22 protein-coding genes are annotated in these 25,053 nt (G+C 59.6%); 20 read left to right on the forward strand and 2 right to left on the reverse strand.

The annotated features are described in order from the left end of the window. Nucleotides 1-11: 11 nt before the first annotated feature. The 14 genes from J3A65_RS08665 to lpxB all read left to right on the forward strand — a co-directional run bounded on the left by J3A65_RS08665 (nucleotide 12) and on the right by lpxB (nucleotide 14,153). The gene (locus J3A65_RS08665; RefSeq protein ID WP_082476302.1) at nucleotides 12-725 is read left to right on the forward strand and encodes a pentapeptide repeat-containing protein; all 714 of its coding nucleotides are present in this window, start codon (nucleotides 12-14) and stop codon (nucleotides 723-725) included. A gap of 204 nt (nucleotides 726-929) precedes the next feature. Beyond that, nucleotides 930-1,715 (forward strand): 30S ribosomal protein S2, encoded by a 786-nt coding sequence (rpsB, locus tag J3A65_RS08670; protein WP_209900733.1) that lies wholly within the window; start codon nucleotides 930-932, stop codon nucleotides 1,713-1,715. Nucleotides 1,716-1,961: 246 nt separating this feature from the next. Next, on the forward strand, nucleotides 1,962-2,888 hold the full coding sequence (gene tsf / locus J3A65_RS08675) for a translation elongation factor Ts (protein WP_062580415.1): 927 nt from the start codon (nucleotides 1,962-1,964) through the stop codon (nucleotides 2,886-2,888). 132 nt (nucleotides 2,889-3,020) lie between these two features. Next, nucleotides 3,021-3,740, forward strand: a complete 720-nt coding sequence (gene pyrH, locus J3A65_RS08680) for a UMP kinase (protein ID WP_062580417.1) — start codon at nucleotides 3,021-3,023, stop codon at nucleotides 3,738-3,740. Nucleotides 3,741-3,794: 54 nt separating this feature from the next. Continuing rightward, nucleotides 3,795-4,352, forward strand: a complete 558-nt coding sequence (gene frr, locus J3A65_RS08685; RefSeq protein WP_062457309.1) for a ribosome recycling factor — start codon at nucleotides 3,795-3,797, stop codon at nucleotides 4,350-4,352. A 51-nt stretch (nucleotides 4,353-4,403) separates the two neighbouring features. Beyond that, entirely contained in the window at nucleotides 4,404-5,147 is a 744-nt protein-coding gene (locus J3A65_RS08690; protein WP_062457306.1) for an isoprenyl transferase, read from the forward strand. Next, on the forward strand, nucleotides 5,147-5,980 hold the full coding sequence (locus tag J3A65_RS08695) for a phosphatidate cytidylyltransferase (protein WP_209900735.1): 834 nt from the start codon (nucleotides 5,147-5,149) through the stop codon (nucleotides 5,978-5,980). The genes J3A65_RS08690 and J3A65_RS08695 overlap by 1 nt, the downstream gene beginning before the upstream one ends. Before the next feature lie 41 nt (nucleotides 5,981-6,021). Next, nucleotides 6,022-7,143, forward strand: a complete 1,122-nt coding sequence (gene rseP, locus J3A65_RS08700; RefSeq protein WP_062457300.1) for an RIP metalloprotease RseP — start codon at nucleotides 6,022-6,024, stop codon at nucleotides 7,141-7,143. Nucleotides 7,144-7,339: 196 nt separating this feature from the next. Next, nucleotides 7,340-9,703, forward strand: coding sequence for an outer membrane protein assembly factor BamA (gene bamA, locus J3A65_RS08705; protein ID WP_062580420.1), 2,364 nt, complete (start codon nucleotides 7,340-7,342; stop codon nucleotides 9,701-9,703). Nucleotides 9,704-9,754: 51 nt separating this feature from the next. After that, the gene (lpxD, locus tag J3A65_RS08710) at nucleotides 9,755-10,822 is read left to right on the forward strand and encodes a UDP-3-O-(3-hydroxymyristoyl)glucosamine N-acyltransferase (RefSeq protein WP_062457294.1); all 1,068 of its coding nucleotides are present in this window, start codon (nucleotides 9,755-9,757) and stop codon (nucleotides 10,820-10,822) included. Beyond that, nucleotides 10,812-11,276, forward strand: a complete 465-nt coding sequence (gene fabZ / locus J3A65_RS08715; protein WP_062457291.1) for a 3-hydroxyacyl-ACP dehydratase FabZ — start codon at nucleotides 10,812-10,814, stop codon at nucleotides 11,274-11,276. The genes lpxD and fabZ overlap by 11 nt, the downstream gene beginning before the upstream one ends. Next, nucleotides 11,273-12,088 carry an acyl-ACP--UDP-N-acetylglucosamine O-acyltransferase gene (gene lpxA / locus J3A65_RS08720; protein WP_062457287.1) on the forward strand — a complete coding sequence of 272 codons (816 nt, stop codon included), beginning with the start codon at nucleotides 11,273-11,275 and terminating at the stop codon, nucleotides 12,086-12,088. The genes fabZ and lpxA overlap by 4 nt, the downstream gene beginning before the upstream one ends. Beyond that, nucleotides 12,088-12,975, forward strand: coding sequence for an LpxI family protein (locus J3A65_RS08725; protein WP_209900738.1), 888 nt, complete (start codon nucleotides 12,088-12,090; stop codon nucleotides 12,973-12,975). Before lpxA ends, J3A65_RS08725 begins: the two co-directional genes overlap by 1 nt. After that, nucleotides 12,975-14,153, forward strand: a complete 1,179-nt coding sequence (gene lpxB, locus J3A65_RS08730; protein WP_209900740.1) for a lipid-A-disaccharide synthase — start codon at nucleotides 12,975-12,977, stop codon at nucleotides 14,151-14,153. Before J3A65_RS08725 ends, lpxB begins: the two co-directional genes overlap by 1 nt. Before the next feature lie 35 nt (nucleotides 14,154-14,188). Here lpxB and gltA read toward each other — a convergent pair whose 3' ends face one another. Continuing rightward, nucleotides 14,189-15,478 carry a citrate synthase gene (gene gltA / locus J3A65_RS08735; RefSeq protein WP_062457278.1) on the reverse strand — a complete coding sequence of 430 codons (1,290 nt, stop codon included), beginning with the start codon at nucleotides 15,476-15,478 and terminating at the stop codon, nucleotides 14,189-14,191. Nucleotides 15,479-15,771: 293 nt separating this feature from the next. Here gltA and J3A65_RS08740 point away from each other — a divergent pair, with 293 nt between their 5' ends. Continuing rightward, entirely contained in the window at nucleotides 15,772-18,321 is a 2,550-nt protein-coding gene (locus tag J3A65_RS08740) for a ComEC/Rec2 family competence protein (protein ID WP_209900741.1), read from the forward strand. On the opposite strand, the gene lexA is transcribed toward J3A65_RS08740, so the two are convergent. Next, the gene (gene lexA, locus J3A65_RS08745; protein WP_184655098.1) at nucleotides 18,302-19,021 is read right to left on the reverse strand and encodes a transcriptional repressor LexA; all 720 of its coding nucleotides are present in this window, start codon (nucleotides 19,019-19,021) and stop codon (nucleotides 18,302-18,304) included. The two genes, J3A65_RS08740 and lexA, sit on opposite strands and share 20 nt — an antisense overlap. A gap of 27 nt (nucleotides 19,022-19,048) precedes the next feature. On the opposite strand from lexA, the gene J3A65_RS08750 reads away from it, so the two are divergent. The 5 genes from J3A65_RS08750 (at nucleotide 19,049) to J3A65_RS08770 (ending at nucleotide 24,924) form a co-directional block, all read left to right on the forward strand. Continuing rightward, nucleotides 19,049-20,089 (forward strand): VOC family protein, encoded by a 1,041-nt coding sequence (locus J3A65_RS08750; RefSeq protein ID WP_245341498.1) that lies wholly within the window; start codon nucleotides 19,049-19,051, stop codon nucleotides 20,087-20,089. 4 nt (nucleotides 20,090-20,093) lie between these two features. Then, the gene (gene kdsA / locus J3A65_RS08755) at nucleotides 20,094-20,939 is read left to right on the forward strand and encodes a 3-deoxy-8-phosphooctulonate synthase (protein WP_209900744.1); all 846 of its coding nucleotides are present in this window, start codon (nucleotides 20,094-20,096) and stop codon (nucleotides 20,937-20,939) included. 128 nt (nucleotides 20,940-21,067) lie between these two features. Continuing rightward, nucleotides 21,068-22,342 carry a phosphopyruvate hydratase gene (gene eno, locus J3A65_RS08760; protein ID WP_113110927.1) on the forward strand — a complete coding sequence of 425 codons (1,275 nt, stop codon included), beginning with the start codon at nucleotides 21,068-21,070 and terminating at the stop codon, nucleotides 22,340-22,342. A gap of 170 nt (nucleotides 22,343-22,512) precedes the next feature. Continuing rightward, nucleotides 22,513-23,757, forward strand: a complete 1,245-nt coding sequence (locus tag J3A65_RS08765) for a PLP-dependent aminotransferase family protein (protein ID WP_209900746.1) — start codon at nucleotides 22,513-22,515, stop codon at nucleotides 23,755-23,757. Between the two features lie 252 nt (nucleotides 23,758-24,009). Further along, a complete protein-coding gene (locus J3A65_RS08770) occupies nucleotides 24,010-24,924 on the forward strand; it encodes a PhzF family phenazine biosynthesis protein (RefSeq protein ID WP_209900748.1) in 915 nt (304 codons plus the stop codon). Nucleotides 24,925-25,053 lie beyond the last annotated feature (129 nt).

Genomic DNA, 25,053 nt, shown 5'->3' on the forward strand with positions numbered 1-25,053 from the left:
GAGCGGTGTCTATGAGTTCGATTGGTACCATTCTTTCTGTCGCGATCCTGACAGGAGCCGCCGCGCTGACACTCGCGCCGACGACGGTCTCGGCGCAGGAGTGCCGTACCGATCCCTATCCGGGGATCAACTGGTCGAGTTGCGCCAAGCGCAATCTGATGCTGAGCGGATCCGATTTCTCCAAGGGTAGTCTTGCGGAGGCGGACTTAAGCTTTACCGATCTGCGCGATTCGAATTTTGCCGGTACCAATCTCACCAAGGCGAAGCTCATCCGCACCTGGATGGCAGGCAGCAACGCCGAGGGGGCGAATTTTTCAAAGGTCGAAGCGTATCGGTCCGACTTCCAGAAAGTACGCGCCAACGACGCGAATTTCACGAGCGCGGAGTTGGAGAGGTCCAATTTCTCGAAAGCGGAGTTGAACAACGCACGCTTCGAGAAAGCCGAACTCGGCAGGTCGAACTTCGACGGGGCCGTCCTGACCGGCGCAAGTTTCGCCTTCGCAAACCTGGCACGCGCCGACCTGACGAAGGCCGAATTCAAAGGTCCCCTCAATTTCCAGAGCGCCTTCTTCTTTCTGACGCGCATCGAAGGAGTGGACCTGTCGTCTTCGATCGGGCTCGATCAGCACCAGCTGAACGTGGCCTGCGGCGACCGGCGCACGAAACTGCCGGCCGGCCTGACACTGCCGGAAAGCTGGCCCTGCGGCGACCGCGAAATGGACTAGGGCTTCGGCCAGTCCCGCTCTTCCCAAAGACGGGCAGCGTCGAAAAACGCTTGCCTTTGTGGCCGATGCCTAGTATGGGCACCGGCATTCCACACGCAAGGCATGGGATGGTCCGGGAGAAATCCGGTCCGTTCCGCCCGGTGGCAGCCTCGACGAGGTTGCTGTTCGTCTTGCGGAGGTTCAACCGGAAAAGGATAACTAGGCATGGCATTGCCCGATTTCTCTATGCGCCAGCTTCTCGAAGCAGGCACCCACTTCGGCCACCAGACACACCGCTGGAACCCGAAGATGAAGCCGTACATCTTCGGCGATCGTAACAACATCCACATCATCGATCTGGCTCAGACCGTTCCGATGCTGTCGCGCGCCCTTCAGGTCGTGTCCGACACCGTTGCTCGTGGCGGCCGCGTTCTGTTCGTTGGCACCAAGCGTCAGGCTTCCGAGCTTATCGCTGACTCCGCCAAGCGTTCGGCCCAGTACTACGTCAACTCCCGCTGGCTCGGCGGCATGATGACCAACTGGAAGACCATTTCGAACTCGATCGCCCGTCTGCGCAAGCTCGACGAGATCCTGAACTCGGAAGCTTCCGGCTACTCCAAGAAGGAGCGTCTGAACCTCGAGCGCGAACGCGAAAAGCTGGACAAGGCTCTTGGCGGTATCCGTGACATGGGCGGCGTTCCGGACCTGATGTTCATCATCGACACCAACAAGGAAAAGATCGCAATCGACGAAGCGAAGCGCCTGGGCATCCCGGTCGTCGCCATCATCGACTCGAACTGCGATCCGGACCTGATCGACTTCCCGATCCCCGGCAACGACGACGCTTCGCGCGCCATCGCTCTCTACTGCGACCTGATGGCACGCGCTGCCATCGACGGCATTGCCCGTCAGCAGGGCGCTTCGGGCCGTGACCTCGGCGCGATGATGGAGGCTCCTGAAGAGCCTGCTCTCGAAGCTGAAGCCGCAGCCGAAACGGAAGCTCAGGCTTAATTGTCTGAGTCTGGAGCGTTCTGAGACGCTCCGTCTTTTCGAATTCGACCAAGGCCAGAGATATCAATCCCTGGCCTTGGTCGTTTAAGACGATACGTCGCCGTCTACCGTCAGGTGGACGTGGAGACGGTCGCAACCGTGATGGCTTCATCACGATGTCATATTTCCGGGTACATTCGTCCCAATCTTTGGTATCGCCGACGGTTTTCCGGCGACACGCAACTTGAACCGACAAGAGGCACGAAAATGGCTGAAATCACCGCTGCACTGGTGAAGGAACTGCGCGAAAAGTCCGGCGCGGGCATGATGGATTGCAAGCGCGCGCTTGCCGAAAACAACGGCGACATCGAAGCTGCGATCGACTGGCTGCGCGCCAAGGGTATCGCCAAGGCTGACAAGAAGTCCGGCCGCACCGCAGCCGAAGGCCTGATCGGCGTCGCCTCCAACGGCACGTCCGCTGTCGTTGTCGAAGTGAACTCCGAAACCGACTTCGTAGCGCGCAACGATGCGTTCCAGACCATGGTTCGCGGCATTGCCGATGTTGCCCTGACCACCGACGGTACCGTCGACGGCGTCAGCGCAGCAATCTATCCGGCTACCGGCAAGACGGTCTCCGACACGATCAAGGATACGATTGCCACGATCGGCGAGAACATGAACCTGCGCCGCTCCGCGCTTCTGTCCGTCGAGGACGGCGTTGTTGCGACTTACATCCACAACGCAGCGGCTGACCGTCTCGGAAAGCTCGGCGTTCTCGTTGCCCTGAAGTCGACCGGCAACAAGGAAGCCCTGAACGCCATCGGCCGCCAGGTTGCCATGCACATCGCTGCGACCAACCCGCTCGCCATCCGTTCGGAAGAAGTCGATGCCGCTGTCGCCGAGCGCGAGCGCAACGTCTTCATCGAACAGGCCCGCGAATCCGGCAAGCCGGAAGCCATCATCGAAAAGATGGTCGACGGCCGCATGCGCAAGTTCTTCGAAGAAGTTGCTCTTCTGTCGCAGGCTTTCGTCATCAATCCTGACCTCACCGTCGGTGACGCCGTCAAGGCTGCCGAGAAGGAAGTCGGCGCGCCGATCGAAGTCACCGGCATGGCACGTCTTCTCCTCGGTGAAGGCGTCGAAAAGGAAGAAAGCGATTTCGCAGCAGAAGTTGCAGCAGTCGCCAAGGGCTGATTGCTGCCTTCACGCGCATTGCAAGGCGCCGTAGTCGTTGAAAACCTGAAGGGCACCGGTGACAAGCCGGTGCCCTTCGTGTATCCGCATCCCGTTTGATCACTCCGTCCGTTTCGCTTTCAAGGAGCCACCATGTCGCAACCGATCTACAAGCGTGTTCTGCTCAAGGCCTCCGGTGAAGCACTGATGGGAAGTCAGGGCTTCGGCATCGACGTCGAAGTTGCCGACCGGATCGCCTCCGATATCGCCGACGCCTGCGCCATGGGCGTCGAAGTCGGTGTGGTTGTCGGCGGCGGCAACATTTTTCGTGGCGTGGCCGTAGCCTCCAAGGGTGGCGACCGGGTGACCGGCGACCACATGGGCATGCTCGGCACCGTCATCAACGCACTGGCGCTCGCAACCTCGCTGCGCAAGCTCGACATCGAGACGGTCGTCCTGTCGGCTGTCGCCATGCCGGAGATCTGCGAAAGCTTCTCGCAGCGTCGCACGCTGCATCATATGGCGCAGGGCCGTGTGGTGATCTTTGCCGGCGGTACCGGCAACCCGTTCTTCACCACCGATTCTGCTGCGGCGCTGCGTGCTGCCGAGATCGGCGCAGAAGCGATATTCAAGGGCACGCAGGTCGACGGCATCTATTCCGCAGACCCGAAGAAGGACCCGACCGCGACCCGTTTCGAAACGCTCACCCACAGTGAAGTGCTCGACAAGGGTCTTGCCGTCATGGACGTCGCAGCCGTTGCGCTGGCGCGTGAAAATTCCATTCCGATCGTCGTCTTCTCGATCCACGAGAAGGGCGGTTTCGCACAAATCTTGACCGGCGGCGGTCGCAAGACCATCGTATCCGACAACTGACACGCGGTTCGTTGCCAAGAACCGACCGCCAAGAACAATAGGGAGTTCCTGCTGATGAGTGGAGTAGATCTCAACGACATCAAGCGCCGTATGGACGGCGCGATCACGGCCTTCAAGAGCGACATCTCATCGCTGCGCACGGGCCGTGCTTCCGCAAACATCCTCGACCCTGTCACGGTCGAAGCCTATGGTTCGCGCGTGCCGCTCAACCAGGTTGCAAACGTGACGGTTCCCGAGCCGCGCATGCTGGGCGTCTCGATCTGGGACAAGTCAATGGTGGGTGCCGTCGATCGTGCAATCCGCGAATCGAATCTCGGCCTCAACCCGATCGTCGATGGCCAGAACCTGCGTATTCCTTTGCCGGAGCTCAACGAAGAGCGCCGCAAGTCGCTGGTGAAGCTTGCCCACGAATACGGCGAAAAAGCCAAGGTTGCGGCTCGCCATGTCCGTCGTGACGGTATGGACGGGCTCAAGAAGGCTGAGAAGGACGGTTCCATCGGCCAGGACGAAAGTCGCGCCCAGTCGGAAAAAGTGCAGAAGATGACGGATGATACGATTTCCGAAGTCGACCGCTTGCTTGCCGACAAGGAAAAGGAAATCATGCAGGTATAACCTGCTCCGCGACGCCGCAACGTTGCGGCTGCGAAAGGAACGGCATCGATTATGGCGACCCCCGAACTTGCGATCATCCCTCGGCATGTCGCCATCATCATGGATGGCAACGGACGGTGGGCCAACAAGCGTGGGCTTCCCCGTACCGTTGGTCACAGCAAAGGGATGGAAGCCGTTCGCGAAACGGTGAAGGCGGCAGGCGAGGCGGGTGTGGAGTATCTCACCCTTTTCGCCTTTTCGTCGGAGAACTGGAGCCGTCCGGAAGCCGAGGTGAACGACCTGATGGGGCTTCTGCGCCGCTTCATCCGTCGCGACCTCGCCGAACTGCATCATTCCAATGTTCGCATCCGCATCATCGGCGACCGCGTCAAGCTGCGCGGCGATCTTCTTCCTCTGCTTCTGGAGGCCGAGGAGACGACGCGCAACAACACGGCGCTGACACTTGTGATCGCGTTCAATTATGGCTCGCGTGACGAGATCGTCCGTGCGACGGTGAGCCTTGCAAAGGACGTGCGCGCAGGCCTTCTCGATCCAGAGGCGATCGATGCGGCGATGATTTGCGGGCGTCTGGACACCGCCGATATTCCAGACCCGGACCTGATCATCCGCACCAGCGGCGAGGAGAGGCTTTCGAACTTCCTGCTTTGGCAGGCAGCCTATTCCGAGTTCCTGTTCATTCCCGAATACTGGCCGGATTTCGACAAGCAGCTCTTCTTCCAGGCCCTTAAGGTCTACGCCTCTCGCGACCGCCGGTTCGGCGCCGTCTCGGCCACTCCCACCGCGGTCGTCGGTTGATGTCGAGAGAACTGAAGAAGCGTCTTCTGTCGGCAATCGTGCTTGCCATCGTGGTCCTGGCCGCGACCTGGGCAGGTGGTCTCCCATTCCGGGCCGTCGCAGCCGTGATCGGCGTACTCGTCTATTACGAATGGTCCACGATCACTCGATTGAAGGACGTGGATTTCCAAGGCAACGCCTTCGGTTGGCTGATCGTCGTCCTTGTCGCGTTGAATGTTCTCGGCGGTGACGACCAGATGTCGATGCCGCTCCTTGGCGGCGGCGTGATAACAGCCATGCTGTTTGTCGTTCTGCGCAAGCGTAGCTGGTGGCTGCCATCAGGCATCCTCTACGCAGGCTTGAGTACGATCGCCATTGCCGCGATCCGGGGTGAAAACCAGATCGGCCTGATGGCGATGCTGTTTCTGTTCGCCGTCGTCTGGTCCACGGACATTCTCGCTTATTTCATCGGCCGCAAACTGAAGGGGCCAAAACTCGCGCCCCGGATCTCGCCCGGCAAGACATGGTCCGGAGCGATCGGCGGTACCGTTTCCGCCGTTATCGCGGGATCTGCGCTGAGTGGTGTTGTGTTCTCGGACTTCTCGCTGTGGACGGCGTTCATGGCGCTCATCCTGTCTGTCGCGAGCCAGATCGGCGATCTCTTCGAATCCTTCATCAAGCGCCGATTCGGCGTGAAGGATTCCAGTCATCTCATCCCCGGCCACGGTGGTGTGATGGATCGCGTCGACGGTCTCGTTTTTGCCTGTTTCGCGGCGTTTCTTCTCACACTTGCGCACGCCGCCTGGACAAGCCATGTTGACGCAAGCGTCGCGGCCTATCTTTTCGGCCTCTGATAAATGTCGGTCCTTGCGACCGCTGGAAACCGGAAACTGAAATGGCCATCCTGACCTTCGTTACAGGTTACATCATCCCCTTCATCCTCGTCCTGTCGCTGCTCGTCTTCGTGCACGAAATGGGCCACTATCTTGTCGGCCGCTGGTGCGGCATCCGCTCGACTGCGTTTTCCGTCGGCTTCGGACCGGAACTGATCGGGTTTACGGACAAACGCGGCACACGCTGGAAGATCTCTGCGATTCCGCTTGGTGGGTATGTGAAATTCTTTGGCGACGACGATGTCGCGAGCATGCCCGATGCCAAAAGCGTCTCGCATATGACCGAGGCGGACAAGGCTCACACGCTGGCCGGGGCCAAGCTGTGGAAACGCGCGGCGACCGTGGCTGCCGGACCGATTGCCAATTTCATTCTGGCGATCGCGATCTTCGCCGTCCTGTTCAGCGTTTACGGAAAGGTCATCGCCGATCCCGTCGTCGCCGAAGTGAGGCCTGACAGCGCCGCTGCAGAAGCCGGTGTGCAGACGGGGGACCGTCTGGTCGCGCTCGATGGCAGTCGCATCAAGACGTTCGACGACGTCCGCCGCTATGTCAGCGTGCGTCCGGAAACCCCGATCACCGTCACCGTTGAACGCAACGGGCAGGACATCGACCTGCCTATGGTGCCAAAGCGCAGTGAGATCACCGACCAGTTCGGCAACAAGGTCGAGCTCGGCCTGATCGGCATCGTCACCAACGAACAGCTGGGCAATTTCAGGACCGAAACCTTCTCGCCCCTCGAGGCAGTGGCGGAAGGGGTCAAGGAAACCGGAAATATCGTCACCGGCACATTCCGCTACATCGGCAACCTCGTGACGGGTCGCATGAAGGCTGATCAGCTGGGCGGTCCTGTCAGGGTCGCGCAGGCATCTGGCCAGATGGCGAGCCTCGGCTTTGCCGCCGTTGTTCAGCTGGCAGCCGTACTGTCAGTTTCCATTGGATTGTTGAACCTGATGCCGGTTCCTGTTCTGGACGGAGGGCATCTGGTATTTTATGCAATCGAGGCCATCAGAGGCAAGCCGCTGGGGTCTGGTGCTCAGGAGATCGCATTCCGGATCGGACTGGCCATGGTGCTCAGCCTGATGGTGTTTGCGACATTCAACGACATCAGTAATCTCATCGGTTAACCCCGTGAGATCGTTGAAATAACCCTTTATTTACCATGTTTGCATGTGGTGCGTGGCGATATGGCCACGCATCGAAAGGAAGTAAATAGAAATTAACGCGATATCTTGCTTGTAGGGCAAAAGCAGGTAAAACGACACACGTGGCCGGAGTCGGGTTCACCCGCCAAGGGACAACGGGAAAAGGTAAGAAGTGAAAATGAAGGCTGGTTCAAAGTTCTTGAACGCAGTGTCGGCGGTTGCGCTGTCTGCTAGTGTTGTTGCGTCGGGCGCCGGTGTGCTGGTGCTTGCCTCTGCTCCCGCTGCCGAGGCAGCTACCATTCGTAGCGTACAGGTCCGCGGCGCTCAGCGCGCCGGCGAAGAAGCTGTCCGTTCGAACCTTACAATCCGTCCCGGCGTTGCATTCGCCGCGAGCGACATCGACGAGTCTGTGAAGCGTCTCTATGCGACCGGATTTTTCTCCGATGTCCGCATCAGCGTTTCCGGTAGCGCGCTTGTCGTTACCGTCAGCGAAAACAAGCTGATCAACCAGGTCGTCTTCAACGGCAACCGCAAGATCAAGGACGACAAGCTCGCTGGCGCCGTTCAGACGCAGCCACTTGGCCCTTACAACCAGTCCATGATCAACGCCGACATCGAGCGCATCCGCGAATCGTATCGCGCGATTGGTCGTAGCGACGTTGAAGTCACGACGCAGACCGCCGATGTCGGCCAGGGCCGCGTCAACCTTGCCTTCGTCATCAACGAAGGTGACCGCACCAAGATTGCCAACATCACCTTTGTTGGAAACCAGGCCTATGGCGACGGTCGTCTGAAGTCGACGATCATCACCAAAGAATCGGGTCCTCTGTCTTTCCTGACCCGCAAGGATGTCTACAGCGAAGACAAGCTGCGCGCCGACGAAGACACGCTCCGCCAGTTCTACTACAATCACGGCTATCCGGATTTCCGGGTCGTGTCGTCGCAGGCGGTTCTTGATGAGTCGACTAACCAGTACAACATCACCTTCACGGTTGAGGAAGGTGCTCGCTACCAGTACGGCAACATTGCCGTTGAATCGACGGTAGAAGGCATCTCCGGTCAGGACCTGGAGGGTCTCGTCGAGACAAATTCCGGCAGCACCTACGATGCCCGTGAAATCCAGAAGACGATGGATGCGATTTCGAAGCGCGTCTCGTCTGCCGGCTATCCGTTTGCGCGTGTCACGCCACGCGGCGATCGCAACTTTGAAAACCACACGATCGGCGTCTCCTACATGGTCGACCAGGGCGAGCGCGCCTATGTCGAGCGTATCGAGGTTCGCGGCAACACCCGCACCCGCGACTATGTTATTCGCCGCGAGTTCGACTTCTCCGAAGGCGATGCGTTCAATCAGGGGATGATTGCCCGCGCCAAGAAGCGTCTTGAGGCGCTTGGCTACTTCACCACCGTCAACGTGACGACGCAGCAGGGCAGCTCTGCCGACCGTGTCGTCGTGATCGTGGACGTCGAAGATCAGCCAACCGGTTCGTTCGGTATCGGTGCAGGTTACGCTGCTGGCGGTGACGGCTTCCTTCTCGAAGCATCCATCGAAGAAAAGAACTTCCTCGGTCGTGGCCAGTACATCCGCGTTGCGGCAGGTGCCGGTACGGACGACGCGCGCAGCTACAGCATCTCGTTCACCGAGCCTTACTTCCTCGGTTACCGTCTTGCTGCAGGCTTCGACATCTTCAAGAGCACGACCTCTTCGAACGATTACTACGACTATAGCGAACAGGGCATCACCCTGCGCGTAACGGCGCCGATCACTGAAGAGCTGGCGACGACGTTCCGCTACACCTACAAGACGATCAAGTACGAAGAAGACGGTGCTTTTGGTGGTGACGGCCTGCCGTTTACGCTTGATGACAAGGTGTCGCAGACCTACGCGAACCTGATCGACGAAGGCAAGTATACGCAGTCGTCAGTGTCGCAGTCGCTGGTCTACAACTCGCTGGACAGCCAGACGCTTCCACGTGAAGGTCTGTTTGCATCCTTCACGCATGAATATGCCGGCCTCGGTGGCGACTCCGACTTCTACAAGGTCACAGCCCGCGCCCGTTACTTCCACCTTCTTTCGACCGAAGCCGATCTGGTTGGTTCGATTGCCGTCGGTGGTGGTCATGTGTTCAAGACCGGTGATGATCTGAACGTCTTCGATCAGTTCACGATCGGCGGTCGTCAGATCCGTGGCTTCAAGAACGACGGTATCGGTCCGCGCACGGACGACCACGGCGATGCTCTCGGTGGCACAAGCTACTTCAATGCCTCGGCTGAAATGACGATGCCGATGCCGCTCATCCCGGAAGATGTCGGTTTCCGTGCCGCTGTCTTTGCTGACGCCGGTTCGCTGTTCGGCAATGAAACCAAGACTTTCGGTGACAAGGTCAACGGCACCGACATGTCGATCCGCGCCTCGGTCGGCGTTGGTGTCATGTGGGCTTCGCCTTTCGGCAACCTGCGCGTCGATTACGCCGAGCCGGTCGTCAAGGAAGACTTCGACGAGAAGCAGCAGTTCCGCTTCAGCATGGCGAACCAGTTCTGATCGTCTCCGGCCGCGAAAGCGGCCGGAAACCTGTTCTGGAGCTCAGGGTTCATGGACCATAACGAATTTTTCCCGCCTCATGATGGCGTGAGCCTGCGCGAGCTGGCCGCCCATCTTGGGGTTGAACTGCTTGACGAGCGTGCCGGTGACGAACTGGTACGGTCTGTCTCGCCCGTCGCGCGTGCGCGCAAAGGCGATATCTGCTACATCCTCTCCAGGAAAAGCCGCGCCGATCTCGAGACCTGCGAAGCGTCGGCTATCCTTTGCGATCCAAGCCTGAAATCCATCATTCCAGATCACATTCCGGTGCTTGCGACGAAGAAGCCGCATACGGCTTTCGCAGAGGCCGGCGCGCTTCTGCATCCCATAGCGCTTCGTCCATCTCCGGTAACATCGCAGTCCGGCATTTCTCCCGCGGCCTTTGTCGATCCGACGGCGAGACTCGAGCCTGGTGTCGAGATCGAGCCCATGGCGGTGATCGGTGCGCGTGTCGAAATCGGCAGCGGCACACGGATTGCTGCCGGCGCCGTGATCGGTGCTGACGTGAAGATCGGCCGCGACTGCACGATCGCCTCTGGCGCCAGCGTGCTGTCGGCACTGATCGGCAACAACGTCATCATCCACAATGGCGCGCGCATCGGTCAGGACGGCTTCGGTTATGCGCCCGGTCCGAAAGGCATGCTCAAGATCGTGCAGGTCGGGCGCGTCATCATCCAGGATCATGTCGAGATCGGCGCCAATACGACGATCGACCGCGGCACGATGGATGACACTGTGATCGGCGAGGGCACCAAGATCGACAATCAGGTTCAGGTCGGCCATAACGTCCGCATCGGTCGCCATTGCGGTATCGTGTCGGGCGTCGGCATTGCCGGATCGACCCGTATCGGCAATGGCGTGATGATCGGTGGTGCGAGCGGCGTTAACGGTCACATCTCGATCGGTGATGGCGTGCAGATCGCAGCAATGAGCGGCGTGGTCGCCGATATCCCGGCCGGGCAGACCTATGGCGGAATTCCGGCGCGGCCGATAAAAGACTTTTTGAGAGACATGGCGGAGATCATGTCGCGTTCCGATGACCGGGCGAAACGCCGAGGAGATAAGAAAAATGACGGATGAGACCAAGCCGGAGCTCGGCGCGGCCGACATTCAGGAAATCATGCGCCTTCTGCCGCATCGCTACCCGTTTCTCCTGGTCGACAAGATCATCGAGATCGATGGCGACAGCTCGGCTGTTGGCATCAAGAACGTGACGGCAAACGAGCCGCATTTCACCGGTCATTTTCCCGAGCAGCCGATTATGCCGGGCGTTCTTCTCGTCGAGGGTATGGCACAGACTGCCGGCGCGATCTGTGCGCGCAAGCAGGGTGGGGCCGGCAATCTCGTCTACTTCATGACGATCGACAACGCGCGTTTCCGCAAGCCGGTCGTGCCGGGTGACCGCGTGGAATTTCATGTCGTCAAGCAGAAGCAGCGCGGCAATATCTGGAAGTTTCATTGTGACGCCAAGGTCGATGGTCAGCTGGTTGCGGAAGCCGATATCGGCGCCATGATGCGCAAGGAAAGCGAATGAGCATGATCTCGGCCAGCGCGCGCATCCACCCTTCGGCCGTGGTCGAGGATGGCGCCGTGATTGGCGAGAACGTCGTCGTTGGACCGTTCTCCCATGTCGGCCCGCGCGTGGTGCTGAAGGACAATGTCGAGCTCATCTCGCATGCGGTCGTCAGTGGCAAAACCGAGATCGGCAAGGGATGTCGGATTTTCCCGATGGCGGTCATCGGTGGTGTGTCGCAGAGCCTTCACGAAGCTGGTGAGGATTCGAGCCTGACCATTGGCGACAACTGCACGATGCGCGAAGGCGTGACGATGAACACCGGTACGACGGGCGGTGGTGGCAAGACGGTCGTTGGTGACAATTGCCTCTTCCTTGCAAATTCGCACGTCGCGCATGATTGCCAGCTCGGCAGCCATATCATCATGTCCAACAACGTGATGCTGGCTGGTCACGTGCAGGTCGCCGATCGTGCGATCCTGGGCGGTGGCTGCGCCGTTCACCAGTTTACCCGCATTGGTCGGCAAGCCTTCATCGGTGGGCTTTCCGCCGTCAACTACGACGTCATTCCGTTTGGCATGCTGAACGGCAATCCCGGTCTTCTGGGTGGCCTGAACGTCGTCGGCATGACCCGCGCCGGCATTGATCGCGCAACGATCCATATCGTTCGTCGCGCATTCAAGAAGATCTTCGAAGGCGAGGCAAACGTTCGCGCCAATGCCGCAGCGATCCGCGACGAGTTTGCCGATTGCCCGGAGGCCATGGAAATCATCGATTTCATCACAGCCGATAGTGACCGCGCGATCTCATCGCCTTTCCGCAGGAAGGGCTGATGGTCGCGGCCGGCGCCCCTGGCCAAGCGCGAGAGGGCCGGCTGGCGATTATCGCCGGTAAAGGCTTTTTGCCAGCCTACCTGGCGGATGCCGCACGTGTTGCAGGCGAAGATCCGTTCATCATCCAGCTGAAGGATGAGGCGGATCATCGCTTTGACGGGTTCGACCATGTGTCGCTGGGCGTCGGCGATCTCTCAGGGATCGAGAAGAGTTTTCGCGAAAGAGGCATCCGTCGCGTAGTGATGTCGGGCGGCGTCGCAAGGCGCCCCGAATGGCGCGACATTCATCCAACCTTCAAGACCCTGATCAAATTGCCCTCCGTCGTGCGCACACTGCTATCAGCCGGCGATGACGCAGTGCTGCAGATGGTGATCAAGTTGATCGAGGCCATGGGTTGCGAAGTTCTGGGTGCCCACGACATCGCGCCGGGCCTGCTGGCGAAGGTCGGTCCGCTTGGCCAAGTGTCTCCAGGCGGTGACGATCTGCGTGACATCGAACGCGGTGTCGAGGCTGCGAGCGCACTCGGCAATCTCGATATCGGCCAGGGCGCTGTCAGCGTCGGCGGCCGCGTTGTGGCACTCGAAGGTGTCGAGGGAACCGACCGGATGATGCAGCGCGTTGCCGAACTGCGCGCCGAGGGGCGTATCTCCACGCGCCGCAAGGGCGTGCTTGTCAAGCTCTGCAAGCTCCACCAGGATATGCGCGCGGACCTGCCCACCATCGGGCCATCCACCGTCGAACATGCCGTCGCGGCCGGGCTGGCGGGCATTGCCGTGGAAGCGGGCAGGGCGCTGGTGCTGGAAGAAGCAAAGCTGATCAAAGCTGCTGACGCCCACGGCATTTTCGTCTGCGGCATCGATCAGGCCCTTCCGTCGAGAGGATTGTGATGAACCAAGGTTTGAAGGTTGCGATCATCGCCGGCGAAGTGTCGGGCGATCTCTTAGGGGCAGACCTCATCGCAGCACTGAAGGCGTCCTACGGCGGTCCCGTCGAACTGATCGGGGTGGGCGGTGATGCACTGTCGGCCCAAGGCCTTCAGTCGCTGTTCGATTTCTCCGAATTGTCGATCATGGGCATCACCCAGGTGCTCGCGCGTCTTCCCAACCTGATCCGTCGCATCAACCAGACGGCGGCTGCGATCGTCGCCGCAAAGCCCGATGTGCTTGTCATCGTCGATAGCCCTGACTTTACCCACCGAGTGGCAAGAAAGGTGAGGGCGGCACTGCCGGATCTGCCGATCGTTGATTATGTCTGCCCGAGCGTCTGGGCCTGGAAGGAATATCGTGCCAAGGCGATGCTCTCCTATGTCGACCTCGTTCTTGCCGTCCTTCCCTTCGAGCCGGAAGCGATGCGACGGCTGGAGGGTCCGAAGACAGTGTTCGTCGGTCACCGGCTGACCAATGATGCGGATCTCCTGAGGGTCCGTGCTGCGCGCGCCGAGAGGCCGGTCAAGACCTCCGCCGACAAGAAGACGATCCTCTTGCTTCCGGGCTCCCGGTCAGCCGAAATCAAGGCACTCCTACCCGTGTTCGGCGAGGCTGCGCGCGAGTTTGCGGATCGCAATGGTGAGACCCGGTTCCTGCTTCCGACGGTACCGCGCCGGGAAGAACTGGTGCGTAAGATGGCCGCAGATCTGCCGGTTCATGTCGAGATTACCACGGATACAGCCGGAAAATGGGCTGCCTTCGCAGAGGCGGACGTGGCGCTGGCGGCTTCAGGGACGGTTATCCTGGAACTGGGGCTTGCGACGGTTCCCGTTGTCTCAGCCTACAAGACGGACTGGCTGATCAAGCTTCTGGCCGGCCGCATCAAGATCTGGACCGGCGCGCTTCCGAACCTGATCGCCGACTACCCGGTCGTTCCCGAGTATGTCAACGAGGTCGTGCGACCCGGAAGCCTCAGCCGCTGGGCGGAACGTCTGTCCGCCGACACGCCGGAGCGCCGTGCGATGCTCGACGGGTTCGCACTTGCCTGGCAGAGACTGGACGTCCCTGTTCCGCCTGGAGAGGCCGCAGCAGGTGCGGTACTCGAACTGTTAGACAACAAAAAACCCGTTCATCGCTGAACGGGTTTTTCTTTTCGCAAAGCCTAATTCAGCGCCTAGCGCTTCGAAACGGGCGTGTAGTCACGCTGCGCTTCGCCGGTATAGAGCTGGCGCGGACGACCGATACGCTGCTGCGGATCTTCGATCATTTCGGCCCACTGGGCGATCCAGCCGACGGTACGCGCAAGCGCGAACAGAACGGTGAACATCGTCGTGGGGAAGCCCATCGCCTTCAAGGTGATGCCCGAATAGAAGTCGATGTTCGGGTACAGCTTCTTTTCGATGAAGTAGGGGTCCGTCAGAGCAATCTTCTCGAGTTCCATGGCGACCTGCAGAAGCGGATCGTCCTTGTGACCGAGTTCCGCCAGCACTTCATGCGTGGTCTTCTGCATGATCTTGGCGCGCGGATCGTAGTTCTTGTAGACGCGGTGACCAAAGCCCATCAGACGGAACGGATCGTTCTTGTCCTTGGCACGGGCGATGTATTCCGGGATCTTGTCGACGGTCCCGATCTCGGTCAGCATGTTGAGCGCTGCTTCGTTGGCGCCGCCGTGAGCGGGGCCCCAGAGGCAGGCAATGCCGGCAGCGATACACGCGAACGGGTTTGCACCCGAGGAACCTGCAAGGCGAACCGTCGAGGTCGACGCGTTCTGTTCGTGATCCGCATGCAGGATGAAGATGCGATCCATGGCGCGCGACAGGACCGGGTTCACCTTGTATTCTTCACACGGCACGGCAAAGCACATGCGCAGGAAGTTGGAGGCGTAATCCAGGTCGTTCTGCGGATACACGAAGGGCTGGCCGATATGGTACTTGTAGGCCATGGCGGCGAGCGTCGGCATCTTGGCGATCATGCGCAGCGACGCAACCATCCGCTGGTGCGGATCGGTGATGTCGGTGGAATCGTGATAGAAGGCCGAGAGAGCGCCCACGCAACCGCACATGACGGCCATAGGATGCGCATCGCGGCGGAAGCCGGTGAAGAAGCGGCTCATCTGCTCGTGAACCATGGTGTGCATGGTTACGCGATGATCGAAGTCCTTCTTCTGGGCAGCCGTCGGCAGTTCTCCGTAGAGAAGCAGATAGCAGGTTTCCAGAAAGTCACCCTGTTCAGCAAGCTGCTCGATCGGGTAGCCGCGGTGCAGGAGAACACCCTTGTCGCCGTCGATATAGGTGATCTTGGATTCACAGGATGCAGTCGACGTGAAGCCGGGGTCGTAGGTGAAGGCACCGGTTTGCTTGTACAGGGCTGCGATATCGATAACATCCGGCCCAATGGTGCCCGATCGCACCGAGAGGTCGACTGTCTTATCACCAAGTACGAGATTTGCGCTTTGTTCCGTCATTCTGATCCTCCAACCTGTTGGCGGCATGGCGCCCAGAAAGCGCCATAAGAGTTAAGCGTCGCAAGTTAGCTATATGATCCTAAAGGTGATGCCAAGCGCTCCTGCGACATTTTGTGCAGCGCGAAAATAATTTAGGCAGGCCACGTTTAAAAGATGCCCAACCTCATGGTGTAAGAGGCCGTAACGTGAAGGAAAACCGCAGCTTGGCGAATGTGTTGACGAGGAGAATATAAACGCGCAGGTTGCGTTTATCAATCACCGTCTCTGCAGCGGAGCCGGCGGGATAAACCATCATGGCGAATGGCGGAGCGATTTTTGAGGCAGCCAGCAGCAAGCCGGTGATGCTTGCTTCGACACCCCACGCAATCGCACTCTGGATGCCCGAATCGGCATCGCAGACAATGCCCGCGGAAGTCCGGAATGATGGTCGAAACGACCATCATTCCGAGGATGTTTTCAGGGTATACGTGGTCAGAGACCGGCCCGTTTCCAAATGGCTGTGCACGTCGTTGAGCGAGGAGGTTTCCCACGGTCATGGGTTCCTCTTCCTGCCTGTCTTGCTGGGTGCCGGCGCTGCGATCTGGTTCGCACTTCCTTGGACGCCATCGCCATTCATTCTCGCAACCATGCTTGCGATCTCGATGGTGACCGCAGGGCTGACACGGTATCGCGCGCATCAGCTGTCTCGTGCCAACCTTGTACTCTGCATGCTTCTCTCCGGTTCTGCGCTGGCAGCGCTCGAAACCTGGCGGTGTTCGACGGTCGTGCTCGATTCGCCCGTCACGACGACCATCAGCGGGATTGTCGAACGACGCGAAGCGGATGCACAGCGCCGCTGGCGCTATATCGTGAGGATCGAGCAGACATCTGAGCCCACGCTCGGTCGTCCCCCGCAGCGGGTGTCGCTTCTTGCCAGAAGCCAACACGAACCTGCAGACATCGGAGAGCGCGTTTCCGGCCGTGCCCGTCTGTCGCCACCCTCTGGCCCGGCGCTTCCCGGATTGAACGATTTCGCCTTCTCCTCCTACTTCGATCAAATCGGGGCCGTTGGCTTCTTTTACGGCGCGCCTAGCGTACAACCCGCGATCGATGACCAACCCGGGTTATGGTCGGACATGCAGCGAGGGCTTTTTGCGCTTCGCAGCGCAATCGGCAATCGCATCCGCGATACGGTCAAGGGGGATGCGGGCGCTTTTGCTGCCGCAATCGTGACCGACGAGCGCCGTGCAATTTCCCGTGAGACGACCGAGGCGCTTCGTCTGTCCGGGCTGGCCCATATCGTCGCGATCTCAGGCCTGAACATGGCGCTGGCAGCCGGTATCTTCTTCGTCGGCGTCCGCTCCGTCCTGTCGCTGTTTCCAGGCTTTGCGCAGGCCTATCCGATCAAGAAGTTTGCCGCGTTCGGTGCGCTTGTCATGGCGACCGCCTATTACCTGATTTCCGGGTTCGGGGTTTCCGCCGAGCGGGCCTATATCATGATGGCGGTGATGCTGGTCGCCGTGCTCGTCGATCGACCCTCCATCAGCCTTCGCAACGTCGCCCTTTCGGCAATCATTATCCTCGCCATCTCGCCGTCGGAGATTTTGGGTCCGAGTTTCCAGATGTCGTTTGCGGCAACCGCGGCACTGGTGGCAGGGTTCGCCCTCTGGACGCGATATTTCGCGAAAGGTAGGGAGGATACAAAAGGTAGCAACCGGTGGATAACGGGTGTCGCGGCGACGTTCCATTTCATTGCCGGGATCGTGGTGACGTCGCTGATCGGCAGTACTTCGACGTCGATCTATTCGATCGAGCATTTCCACCATCTGACCACCTACGGCCTCGCGGCCAATCTCGCGGCCATGCCGATCATTTCCTTCGTGGTGATGCCGGCAGGGCTTGTTGGCATGTTGCTGATGCCGTTCGGGCTGGATGCTCCCTTTCTGTTCATCATGGGCGAGGGGCTGCGGATCGTCATTCGCATTGCCGAGATCGTTGCCGCATGGGGCGGCGATATTGCCATCGGCCGGCAGAACCCGCTTTTCCTGCCGCTGGCGACGGCAGGCTTTCTGCTTCTGACGCTGCTGCGCACGCCGCTGAGGCTGACAGGCGCGCTGTTCATGGCGGTGGCTTTGCTCTTTGCGGTCCGCTCAGGCTCGGCGCCGAGGCCTGATATCGTCATATCCGAAGACGGCGCGTCAGTGGGACTGATACAGGATGACAAGATCACCCTCAATCGAACCCGGCCGCCGGGATTTATCTACGATCAATGGCGGCGAGCGCTGGTGCTTGAGACCGGAGAACAACCGCTCGCCTTGCCGGTTCTTGCCTCTTCGGAACCAGCGCGAGGTGCCAGCCTTGCGAAAAGTGATGACAGACGACCTAGACCACATTCGCGACCGGATTTGACGCGCCGGGAAATCGAATATGTCAGGGGCTTTCTTCAAGCATTCACGCCCGGACGATTTGCCTGTCTGCCGAAAATCCTGTGCGCGGCGCAGACTGCTCAGGACATCCGGATCGTCACTGTCGAAGACAACCGATACACCGGTCTTGCCTGCGATTTCGGTCGGATCATCGTCTCGCCCGGCGCACGCTTCGATACTTGCCGCTCCGGCGCCTTGCTTCTCAGCGGGCGGACGTTGCGCCGGACTGGCGCACTGGAAATCACCATTATTCCGAACGCGACAGCGCCAGACATCAAGATTACGGCGGCGATGCGAGACAGCGCACAGACCTCAAGCCGTCCGTGGACCGTCCACCGGTTCTATGACTGGCGAACGCGACAATTCGACTTTGGCATCCCGGAGGCTGTTGCTGCGCATCTCCGGGATAACAGCGTTCTTAATGATAGCGGCGAATAAGGCCGACAAGCTTGCCCTGGACCTTCACCCGGTCGGGCGGGAAGATGCGGGTCTCGTAAGCGGGGTTCGCCGCTTCCAGCGCGATCGATGCACCCTTGCGGCGGAACCGCTTCAGGGTCGCTTCTTCCTCATCGACCAGGGCAACGATGATATCGCCCGGACTTGCGGTGCTGGCATTCTTGATGATGACGGTATCACCATCGAGGATGCCGGCATCGATCATCGAATCGCCCTTCACTTCGAGCGCGTAATGATCGCCGGAACCCAGCATCTCGATCGGAACGGCGATGTCGTGGGTGTTGTTCTGGATCGCGGAGATCGGCACGCCGGCAGCGATTCGACCCATGACCGGGATGTTTGTCGAGAACGGATTGTCCGCCATGACCGGCGCCGGCTTCTGAGCGACGACCGGTTGCGTTTTGCCGAGGCTTCCCTCGATGACACTGGGAGAAAAACCCCGTCGCGGATGAAGGTTCGCCACATAGGCGTCAGGCAGCTTGATCACTTCGAGCGCGCGTGCTCTGTTCGGCAGACGGCGAATAAAGCCACGCTCCTCGAGCGCGGTGATCAGCCTATGGATGCCGGACTTCGATGCAAGGTCGAGAGCGTCCTTCATTTCGTCAAACGACGGCGGCACGCCTGATTCTTTCATCCGCTCGTGGATGAACAGAAGTAACTCCTGTTGCTTGCGTGTCAGCATGGACGGGACCCTCAGAATTGGAAACAAATGCAGAACGGACGCTATATGTTCTATCTGTGTTCCGCAAGCCCCAAATTTTTGCTCAAGAATAGTCTCATTTCAGCGTTCGATCACGTATTCAGTTCGTGCGCAGCACTTGCCGAGTTTCCCGCGATAGCCAATGTTCTGCGGAATAAGACTTTGGGGGTGTTAGTGGGTAACAAGTCAGTCGATCATTTGGTTCTGCCCGTTGCAGATCTGGCGTCAGCGCGGGGGAGGTTGACCGCTCTCGGCTTTACTGTGGCACCTGAAGGTGTTCACCCTTTCGGCACAGCTAATGCCTGCATATTCTTCGCGGATGGCTCGTATCTCGAGCCGCTGGGCATTGTGAACCGTCGGCAAGCCTCGCTTGCGGCAAAACGAGGCAACGTGTTCACCGATCGCGACATCCGCTTCCGCGGCCAGCGGAAAAGGGAAGGTCTATCGGCGGTGGTCGTCGGGACGCAGGATGCAGCGGCCGATCATAGCCGTTTTGTGGACGGGCACATGTCTGCGGGCGAGATGCTTCAATTCTCCCGCCCGATGCAGTTGCCCGATGGTGGGGAGAGCGAAGTCTCATTCCGTCTGGCGTTCGCGGCAGTTCCCGAGGTCGATGACATCTTGCTGTTTTCCTGCCAGCGCATGGCCGCATTACCGGCAGATCGCGGTGGTCTTGATGAGCACGCAAACGCCGTTACAGGCCTTCGAGAGATCGTCTTTTCTGCAGATGACCCGCTGGAGTTTCTTCCGCTTTTCGAAACCGTGTTCGAGACGCAACCCGAGCAAGGGAAAGACGGTCTGCGGATCGAAGCTGCCAATGCCAGCATCCGCATTCAATCCAACGACACGTTCAGCGACGAGTTCCGGTCTTCGATGAAGCCCTTGTTATCGTCGCGCCTCGCTGCGCGCGGGATCATCTTCAAGACCGCCGATCTCGCCGTGACAGAGATCACCCTTGCTGCTAATGACGTCGCATTCATCCGCAGGGATGGCCGCGTGATCGTGTCGGCAGCCCCGGGGCAAGGTGTGGTATTCGGTTTCGAGGAATAGTGAAATGACAGTCTCCGCCAATTCTGAAGTGTCCGTGGGCGAGGGGAGTTCGAAAGTCGTTTTCTCAAACACGGCAAAGCTCTCGCTGATTGCCGGTCCCTGTCAGATGGAAAGCCGTGATCATGCGTTCATGATCGCCGGCACGCTTGTCGAACTCTGCAAGAAGCTCGGCATCGGCCTCGTCTACAAATCCTCCTTCGACAAGGCCAATCGCACGTCGATCTCCGGCAAGCGCGGCATCGGCCTGGACAACGCGATGGCAATCTTTGCCGATCTCAAGAAGGAATACGGCTTTCCGGTTCTGACCGACATCCACACGGAAGAGCAGTGCGGCCTCGTGGCCGACACGATCGATATCCTGCAGATCCCCGCCTTCCTGTCGCGTCAGACCGACTTGCTGGTCGCGGCTGCAAAGACGGGTTGCGCGATCAACGTCAAGAAGGGGCAGTTCCTGGCACCCTGGGACATGAAGAATGTTCAGGCGAAGTTCCTCGAAAGCGGCAATCCCAATGTGATGCTCTGCGAGCGCGGTGCGTCGTTCGGCTACAACACTCTCGTTTCCGACATGCGTTCGCTGCCGATCATGGCGTCGCTCGGAAGCCCTGTTATTTTTGACGCAACCCATTCCGTCCAGCAGCCAGGCGGCCAGGGCGGCTCTTCCGGCGGCCAGCGCGAGTTTGTCGAAACGCTTGCCCGTGCAGCCGTCGCAGTCGGCGTTGCTGGCGTCTTTATCGAAACCCACGAAGACCCTGACAATGCGCCGTCTGACGGCCCGAACATGGTCCACCTGAAGGACATGCCGCGCCTTCTGGAAAAGCTGCTGGCCTTCGACGCCATCGCAAAAGGCTGACGGCGTCGAAAAACCGCCGAATTGACTGGATTGTAATCCGCGTGTCATCGACGATCGCACAATGTCGATGACACGCCTGTTCGCTGAGCCTGCGAATTCAGGCTCGCACATCAACCGAGGAGAGACCCTTGACCGCCATTACCGACATCATCGCTCGCGAAATTCTGGACAGCCGTGGCAATCCGACCGTCGAGGTGGATGTTTATCTGGAAGACGGCTCGATGGGCCGCGCCGCCGTTCCGTCGGGCGCCTCCACGGGCGCGCATGAAGCCGTCGAACTTCGCGATGGTGGCAAGCGCTATGGTGGCAAGGGCGTCGAAAAGGCTGTCGAAGCCGTCAACACCGAGATCTTCGACGCGATCGGCGGCTTCGATGCCGAAAGCCAGATCCACATCGACAAGACCCTGATCGCGCTCGACGGCACCCCGAACAAGTCGCGCCTGGGTGCAAACGCCATTCTCGGCGTCTCGCTTGCCGTTGCCAAGGCCGCAGCCGAATCGTCCGGCCTGCCGCTCTATCGCTATATCGGCGGCGCCTCTGCCCATCTCCTGCCGGTCCCGATGATGAACATCATCAATGGCGGCGCTCACGCCGACAACCCGATCGATTTCCAGGAATTCATGATCATGCCCGTCGGCGCCGAGACGCTGAAGGATGCCGTGCGCATGGGCGCGGAAATCTTCCACGTCCTCAAGAAGGAACTGGCAGCGCAGGGTCACAACACCAATGTCGGCGACGAAGGCGGTTTCGCACCGGGCCTGAAGAGCGCTCCGGAAGCGCTCGATTTCATCATGAAATCGGTCGAAAAGGCTGGCTACCGCCCGGGCGACGACGTTCACCTGGCGCTTGATTGCGCAGCCACCGAGTTCTTCAAGAACGGCAAGTATGAGCTGGAAGGCGAAGGCCGTTCGCTCGAGCCGGAAGCAATGGCCGATTACCTGGCAGAACTTGCCGGCAAGTACCCGATCATCTCGATCGAAGACGGCATGTCGGAAGACGACTGGACCGGCTGGAAGTATCTGACTGACAAGATTGGCTCCAAGGTGCAACTGGTCGGCGACGACCTGTTCGTGACCAACTCGGCCCGTCTGCGCGATGGGATCCGTCAGGGCACAGCCAACTCGATCCTCGTCAAGGTCAACCAGATCGGCTCGCTCACCGAAACGCTCGATGCTGTCGAAACAGCGCACAAGGCAAGCTACACGGCCGTCATGTCGCACCGTTCGGGTGAGACGGAAGACTCGACAATTGCCGATCTCGCAGTTGCCACCAACTGCGGACAGATCAAGACCGGTTCGCTGTCGCGCTCGGATCGTCTGGCCAAGTACAACCAGCTCATCCGCATCGAGGAAATGCTGGGTCCTCAGGCTGCCTACGCGGGCCGCTCGATCCTCAAGGCCTGATAATTCCGGTCGACTGAGGCAAAATATTCGAGAGCCCGCGCCACTTGCGCGGGCTTTTGCGTTTTACAATTCGTGATCACACCGTACCAAAAACCGATAGGTCAGTATTGTTGACCTGTCGGAACTTATGTAAACCGAAGCCAAGAATATTGAAATAAAAGGAAACGCCCGTGCTTGATTGGGACCATATTTTCGCGACGCGCTCCAGCCGCATGAAAGCCTCCGAAATCCGCGAATTGCTGAAGCTGCTGGAGCAGCCGGACATCATTTCGTTCGCCGGCGGCATTCCGGATCCGGCACTGTTTCCGGCCGAGGAATTCCAGAAGGCCTATGCGGATATCTTCTCAGGCGCTCAAGTGAACTCGGCGCTGCAGTATTCCGTCAGCGAAGGCTACAAGCCGTTGCGCGACTGGATCGTGGCCGATGTCGCCAAGATCGGTATCGACTGTACCGCCGACAACGTCTTCATCACGTCAGGCTCCCAGCAGGCGCTCGATTACCTCGGCAAACTGTTTCTGTCGCCGAACGATACGGCGCTCGTCACGTGGCCGACCTATCTCGGTGCGCTCTCCGCGTTCAATGCCTATGAGCCGACCTACGATCAGCTCTCGGTCAACGGCAACCGCACGCCGGAAGCCTATCGCGAGACGGCGTCGAAAGCCGGTGGCTCGGTGAAGTTTGCCTATCTGTCCGCCGACTTCTCCAATCCGACCGGCGAGACGATCGATCTCGCAGGCCGCGAAAAGCTTCTGGCACTGGCAGACGAACTCGATATCGCGATTCTCGAAGATGCCGCATACCAGAACCTGCGCTTCGATGGCGAACCGGTTTCGCCGATCCTTGCGCTCGACATTGCCCGCAGCGGCGGTATCGAAAAGACCCGCACGATTTACAGCGGCAGCTTTTCCAAGACGCTCGCACCCGGTCTGCGCGTCGGCTTCGTCGTCGGAGCGATGCCGGTCATCCGCAAACTGGTGTTGTTGAAACAGGCGGCCGACCTGCACTCGTCGACGATCAACCAGATCGCCGTCGAGCATGTCGCTTCGCGCGGTTTCGATGAACAGGTTGCCAAGATCAAGCGGGTCTATAGCGGTCGCCGCGATTCCATGCTGGCGGCACTCGCGAAATACATGCCGAAGGGAACGACATGGACAAAGCCCGAAGGCGGTATGTTCGTGTGGCTGACGCTGCCGGAGGGCATGGACGGTGCCGAGCTTCTGGCGAAGTCGCTGGCAACCGAAAAGGTCGCCTTCGTGCCCGGCAAGGCGTTCTACGCCGACGGCAGCAACGCCAACACGCTGCGCATCAGCTTCTCCTGCGCCAACGACGAGATGATCGACGAGGGTATCAAGCGGCTCGGAAGACTGATCGGCAATGCCGAGACCCGCGAGCACGAAGCGCTCCCGATCATCTGAATATCGGTGTACTGAGAAAGGCGAACCAGCGATGGCTCGCCTTTCTCACATACTGTTGGCGACCTGTTCACCTGCAGGTGACGCTCGGCTTGGGGCGCCGCCTATCGTGCCGACGCGGCCTTCTCCGAGGCGCCCAGCACGCCCGACCGTAACCGACGCCAATTAAATCACCAGGCGGTGACGTTGATCAGGGGTTGCGCCACGGGACGCCGTCGGGCAGTTTTGCGCCCGGTATATGAGGAGGAGTTTGCATTGGCGCGTCCCTACAGCATCTATGACGTTTTCACCGACGCTAAGCTTTCCGGCAACCCGCTTGCGGTCATCTTCGATGCAGATGGTCTCGACGATGGCGCGATGCAGGCCATTGCCAAGGAAATGAACCTCTCGGAGACGGTGTTCGTCCAGTCGTCGACAAACACCACCCATTCGGCAAAGCTGCGAATCTTCACACCGGGCCGGGAGCTTCCGTTCGCGGGACATCCGACGGTCGGGACGGCCATCGCCCTTGCCGAGCGCACCCACGGGCGCGACAGCGATCTAGATCTGGTCTGCGTCCTTGAAGAGGCGGTCGGTCCGGTTCGGTGCGCCGTGCGTTTGCGCCAGGGGGAGGTGGGGTTCGCCGAGTTCGATCTGCCGAAGAAGTCGCAGCGGATCGACCTCGCTTTGAACCGTCAGGGCATCTCTGACGCGCTCGGCGTCGAGTTGACGGATATCGGGTTCGAAAACCACGTCGCGTCGATCTGGAGCGCCGGTGTGCCTTTCCTGATGATCCCGCTGCACAATCTTGCAACTGTCCAGGACATGGAATTCGATGCGCCGCTTTGGGAGAAGGTCGCTCCCTTCGTCGAGGGTGCGCTCGCTTCGGCCTATGTCTATTGCCGCGGCGGCGTCCATCATCAGGCGAAATTTCATGCCCGGATGTTCTCGCCGGATATGGGCATCGCTGAAGACCCGGCCACGGGTGGGGCGGTAGCGGCATTGTCCGGCGCGATCCATCATTTCGACGGCCTGCCGGATGGGCATCACCCTCTTCTCATCGAGCAAGGCGTCGAGATGGGACGGCCGTCCTTTATCCATCTCCACATCGATGTGCAGGAAGGGGCCATTGCAAAAGCCCGGATTGGCGGACAAGCGATCCGCCTTGCCGAAGGCGTTATCGAAATCTAGGCGATATTTTTCAAACCGTTGATTTTGTTACCATAAGTCCGGATATCCTCGCAAAGCCAGTTCGCTGGCGCAAAAAAGACGCCGCTGATCCAACAAATTTCGCGGGAGGTGCTGGACAAGCCCAAACTT

It is taken from the genome of Rhizobium sp. PvP014 (assembly GCF_017876855.1).
Taxonomy (GTDB): Bacteria; Pseudomonadota; Alphaproteobacteria; order Rhizobiales; family Rhizobiaceae; genus Neorhizobium; species Neorhizobium soli.